Raw genomic sequence first — 4,778 nt, forward strand, 5'->3', positions numbered from 1 at the left:
CGACCTGCGCAATGCCTGGGACCCGGTCGCCATGCGCGAGGCCGGCCTCGACTACTCCGGCATCGGGCGCCCGTAAGCCCGGCTGATCGGCGCCGTGCTGCCCAAGGACCGGGCAGGGCGGCCGCCTGCGGCCGGGACGTGGCTGGCACGGAGCTTGCTGCGCCTTGCGCCATGAGCGCATCCCCCGGCACCCTGTCTCCCCTGGATCGCGGCGGCCCGGCCCAGCCGCTGCTGCTGCTCTCCGGGCTGAAGAAGCACTTCCCCATCCGCGGCGGGCTGTTCGGCGGCACGGTGGCCACGGTGCGGGCGGTGGACGGCATCTCCTTCGCCGTGCGCAAGGGCGAGACGCTCGGCATCGTCGGCGAGAGCGGCTGCGGCAAGTCGACCACCGCGCGGCTGCTCATGCGGCTGATCGAGCCCGATGCCGGCAGCATGGTCTTCGATGGCGAAGGCGTCGGCCAGAACGCCCAGACCGGCGGCATCACGCTGAAGCAGTACCGCCGCCAGGTGCAGATGGTCTTCCAGGACAGCTATGCCTCGCTGAACCCCCGCCTGCCGATCGAGGAAAGCATCGCCTTCGCCCCCAAGGTGCATGGCGTGGCGCCCGCGGAGGCCCGGGCCCGGGCGCATGAGATCCTGGCAGCCGTCGGCCTCGCGCCCGCCAGCTTCGCCCGGCGCTACCCGCATGAGCTCTCGGGCGGGCAGCGGCAGCGGGTGAACATCGCGCGCGCCCTGGCGCTGCAGCCGCGGCTGATCCTGCTCGACGAGCCCGTCTCGGCGCTCGACAAGTCGGTCGAGGCGCAGGTGCTGAACCTGCTGGTCGACCTCAAGGACAAGTTCGGCCTTACCTATGTCTTCATCAGCCATGACCTCAACGTGGTGCAGTACATCTCCGACCGGGTGCTGGTGATGTATCTCGGCCAGGTGGTGGAGCGGGGGCCGGTGGAGGCGATCTATGACCGCCCGGCCCATCCCTATACCCGGGCCCTGCTGGCGAGCCGGCCCTCGATGGACCCGGGCCAGCGCCGGACCGAGCCGCCGCTGACCGGCGACCCGCCCAACCCCATCAACCCGCCTTCCGGCTGCCGCTTCCGCACCCGCTGCCCCTTTGCCGAGGGCATCTGCGCGGAGCGGGAGCCGGTGCAGTCGGCGCTCGGCGGCGGGCATGAGGCGGCCTGCCACATGGCGGAGCCGGGCAGCGGGCACTCCCGGGCGGGGAGGCTGGCGGCATGAGCGCCATGTCGGAGACAGGCCCATGAGCGAGGTGATGGAGCGGCCGATGACCAGTGGCTCGACCGCGGCCCCGCTGGTGACGCTGCGCGAGCTTTCGGTCCGCTTCGTCTCCCGCGATGCCACCATGCATGCGGTGAACGGCGTCGATCTCGACCTCGCCGCCGGGGAGGTCCTCTGCATCCTCGGCGAGTCGGGGTCCGGCAAGTCGGTGACGCTCAGGGCGCTGATGAGGCTGCTGCCGAGGACCGCCCGCGTCACCGGCCGCATCGAGGTGGCCGGGCGCGACGTGCAGGCGATGAGCGAGCGCCAGCTGCAGGATTTGCGCGGCGGCGACGTCGCCATGATCTTCCAGGAGCCGATGACCGCGCTCGACCCCGTCTTCACCATCGGCCAGCAGATCGCCGAGACGGTGGCGCGGCATGAGGGGGCGACGCGCACCGCCGGCATGGCGCGGGCGCTCGAGCTGCTGGAGCTGGTGCAGATCCCCTCGGCGAAGCGGCGGCTGGCGGCCTATCCGCATGAGCTGTCGGGCGGGCTGCGGCAGCGGGCCATGATCGCGGTCGCCCTCGCCTGCAGGCCGAAGCTGCTGCTGGCCGACGAGCCGACCACGGCGCTGGATGCCACCGTGCAGATCCAGGTGCTGTTGCTGCTGCGCAAGCTGCAGGAGCAGCTGGGCATGGGGGTGATCTTCGTCACCCATGACCTCGGCGTCGCCGGCGAGATCGCGGACCGAGTGGCGGTGATGTATGCCGGCCGCGTGGTGGAGGAGGGGCCGGTCGGCGCGATGCTGCGCGGGCCGCTGCACCCCTATCCGCGCGGGCTGCTCGGCGCGACGGTCCATAGCGGCATGCGCGGGCAACGGCTGACCACCATCCCCGGCGCGCCGCCAAGCCTCGAGACCTTGCCGGCCGCCTGCTCCTTCGCGCCACGCTGCGCCGAGGCGGAGCCGGCCTGCCTTGCGGGCGTGCCGGCGCCGCGCTCGCCCGTGCCGGGGCGGAGCGCGCGCTGCATCAAGGTCGCGGCGGGCTGAGATCCCAGGGCAGGCGCTCCGCCTCGCGCCGGGCATCCATCCGGCTGATGCCGATATCCTTCAGCATGCGATCGTCCATCTCCGCGAGGTAGCGGCGGGTGGTGGCGGTGCGCAGCATGGCGCGAAGGCTCGGCAGGGCCGGCAGGCTGGGCCGGAACAGGGGCAGAAAGCGGGTACGGGCGTTCAGGATGGCCATGACAGGGTTCTCCTCACCCGGCTAAGCTGGTCCCGGCAGCCGAATAAGGAAAACGAATTGCATTGACGATCCTCATCAGGATCGCTGATGCTGCGCCCATGCTGTCAATCCCGCCTGGCCTCGACCCCGACCTGCTCCGCAGCTTCGTGCTGATTGCCGAAGGCGGCAGCTTCACCCGCGCCGCGCAGGCGGTGGGGCGGACCCAGTCTGCCGTCTCCATGCAGATCCGGCGTTTGGAGGAGATTCTCGGACAGCCGCTGCTGCTGCGCGGCACCCGCGGGGTGGAGCCGACCCGGCACGGGCTCTGGCTGCTGGAGCGGGCGCGGCGGCTGCTCGCCCTGCATGACGAGATCCATTCCACCTTCCGCCAGCCCGCGGTCGCCGGGGCCGTGCGGCTCGGCTCGCCGGACGACTACGCCATCCGCTGGCTGCCTGCGATCCTGGCCCGTTTCGGCGCCAGCCATCCTGCCGTGCAGGTGGAGGTGACCTGCGCCCCCTCGAACGAGCTGGTGGACCGGCTGGAGGAGGGCGAGCTCGACCTCACCCTGATCTCGGAGGGCAACGAGCCGCTCGGGGCCCGGCCACGCTGGCTCTGGCGGGGGCCGCTTTTCTGGGTCGGGACGGAGGAGGCGTCGCGGCGGCGGCCGCTGCCCATTGCCCTGGCCAATGGCGGCTGCGCCTGGCGGAAGGCGGCGATCGCGGCGCTGGATGCGGCTGACCTGCCCTGGCGGATGGCCTATACCGCGGCCTCGCTCTCCGGCTCGCTGGCGGTGGCGCTGGCGGGGCTAGCGGTGACCGTGGCGATGCCGGCGCCCTTGCCGGAGGGGCTGCGGGTTCTCGGGGCGACCGAGGGGCTGCCGGCCTTGCCGGACTTCGGCATCGGCCTGCTGCGCGGGCCGGGGACGCCCGTCTGCGAGGCGTTGGCCCGGCATATCGAGGAGGGGTTCGCGCTCGAGGCCGGCTTCGAGACGCGGTTGCGGGCTTGAGCCGGAGCGGGAACCGGTCCAGAAAACAGGCTCAGTCGTTGGACCGGGAAACGTCGCCATGAACCGTCGCTTTCTGCTGGCCCTTGCGGCCACGGGCCTTGCTGCGCCTGGCGTTCTGCGGGCGCAGGAGGCCTGGCCGGACCGGCCGATCCGGCTGATCGTTCCCTGGCCGCCCGGCGGATCGACCGACACCATCGCCCGGCTGTTCCAGCCGAAGCTGGCCGAGATCCTGGGCAAGCCGGTGATCATCGACAACCGGGGCGGCGCCTCGGGCTCGATCGGCGCGATCGAGGCGGCGCGGGCGGCGCCCGACGGCTATACCTGGATGCTGGCCTACGACAACGAGGCGACCAACCAGACGCTGCTGCGGCTGCCCTACAGGACGCTCGAGGCCTTCGCGCCGGTCAGCCTGGTGGCGACCGGGCCGCTGGCGCTGGTGGCGCATAGCAGCACGCCCTACCGGAACTTCGGGGACGTGGTCGCGGCTGCCAAGGCGGCGCCGGATACGGTCAGCTTCGCCAGCTCGGGCGTCGGCGGCCTGGCCCATGTCTCGACCACGCTGCTGCAGCAGCAGGGCGGGTTCAGCCTGGTGCATGTGCCCTACCGGGGCGGCGGGCCGGCCGTGCAGGATGCGGTGGCGGGGCAGGTGCCGCTCTTCATGTCGAACGTGGTCATCATCAGCCAGCACATCCGGGCCGGGACGCTGCGGCCGCTCGGGGTGACGACGCTGAAGGAGAGCCGGCACGTCCCGGGCACGGCGCCCTTCGCCGAGCAGGGGTTCGCCGGCTTCGATGCGCCGACCTGGTGGGCCTTCCTCGGCCGGGCGGGGACGCCGGAGCCGATCCAGCGGCGGATGCAGGAGGCGCTGGCGCAGGCGCTGGCAGATGGCGACATCCGTGCCCGCATCGAGGAGCAGGGCTGCGACGTCCGCGCCAGCGGGCCCGAGGAGTGCGGACGCTTCTTGGGCCGGGAGATCGAGCGTTGGGGCAAGGTCATCCGCGACAACAAGATCAGCGCCGACAGCTGAGGAACGGGGCCGGGCAAGGGGTTTCCATATCCGGCTGCGGAAAGGTCGAATCGGCTGTTGACCGCCCCGCGGCCCGGGCGTAGAAGCTGCCTACCGCGACGACGTCGGGGCTTGACGAGACAGGGCGGAGACGCCAATATCGCTGCCCCGCTGATGAAGCGGTTCACATCGCCGACCGGCTGCTCCAGCTTCCTGAACGGAAAGGCTTCGCGGCTGAGAGGCGGTTTCCCGTCGGAGGCGACTTCGATGGGTTGTTCTTTTAAAGTCGCATCAGGTTTTGGAAGCGCGTAATGGATGTATGCGTTG

General features: G+C 71.5%; 5 protein-coding genes. 4 read left to right on the top strand and 1 reads right to left on the bottom strand.

Going from position 1 to position 4,778, the window contains the following annotated elements; translation table 11 throughout:
* Positions 1 to 171: 171 nt before the first annotated feature.
* Positions 172 to 1,233 (top strand): ABC transporter ATP-binding protein, encoded by a 1,062-nt coding sequence (locus AC5JJ1_RS11945; RefSeq protein WP_495785352.1) that lies wholly within the window; start codon positions 172 to 174, stop codon positions 1,231 to 1,233.
* A 22-nt stretch (positions 1,234 to 1,255) separates the two neighbouring features.
* Positions 1,256 to 2,263, top strand: a complete 1,008-nt coding sequence (locus AC5JJ1_RS11950; protein WP_495785353.1) for an ABC transporter ATP-binding protein — start codon at positions 1,256 to 1,258, stop codon at positions 2,261 to 2,263.
* Here AC5JJ1_RS11950 and AC5JJ1_RS11955 read toward each other — a convergent pair.
* Positions 2,244 to 2,459: a DUF1127 domain-containing protein gene (locus tag AC5JJ1_RS11955; RefSeq protein WP_495785354.1), complete on the bottom strand. Its 216-nt coding sequence runs from the start codon at positions 2,457 to 2,459 to the stop codon at positions 2,244 to 2,246. The genes AC5JJ1_RS11950 and AC5JJ1_RS11955 overlap by 20 nt on opposite strands.
* A 98-nt stretch (positions 2,460 to 2,557) precedes the next feature.
* On the opposite strand from AC5JJ1_RS11955, the gene AC5JJ1_RS11960 reads away from it, so the two are divergent.
* Complete coding sequence (locus AC5JJ1_RS11960) at positions 2,558 to 3,445, top strand: LysR substrate-binding domain-containing protein (protein ID WP_495785355.1); 888 nt, start codon at positions 2,558 to 2,560, stop codon at positions 3,443 to 3,445.
* A gap of 58 nt (positions 3,446 to 3,503) precedes the next feature.
* Positions 3,504 to 4,472, top strand: coding sequence for a tripartite tricarboxylate transporter substrate binding protein (locus AC5JJ1_RS11965; protein WP_495785356.1), 969 nt, complete (start codon positions 3,504 to 3,506; stop codon positions 4,470 to 4,472).
* Positions 4,473 to 4,778: the final 306 nt, after the last annotated feature.

The sequence above is a fragment of the Belnapia sp. genome, from assembly GCF_059504005.1.

What these genes read in the sequence shown, in the direction of transcription:
- AC5JJ1_RS11955 (WP_495785354.1), bottom strand. Translation starts at nt 2,459, where the DNA reads ATGGCCATCCTGAACGCCCGTACCCGCTTTCTGCCCCTGTTCCGGCCC.
- AC5JJ1_RS11945 (WP_495785352.1), top strand. Translation starts at nt 172, where the DNA reads ATGAGCGCATCCCCCGGCACCCTGTCTCCCCTGGATCGCGGCGGCCCG.
- AC5JJ1_RS11965 (WP_495785356.1), top strand. Translation starts at nt 3,504, where the DNA reads ATGAACCGTCGCTTTCTGCTGGCCCTTGCGGCCACGGGCCTTGCTGCG.
- AC5JJ1_RS11960 (WP_495785355.1), top strand. Translation starts at nt 2,558, where the DNA reads ATGCTGTCAATCCCGCCTGGCCTCGACCCCGACCTGCTCCGCAGCTTC.
- AC5JJ1_RS11950 (WP_495785353.1), top strand. Translation starts at nt 1,256, where the DNA reads ATGAGCGAGGTGATGGAGCGGCCGATGACCAGTGGCTCGACCGCGGCC.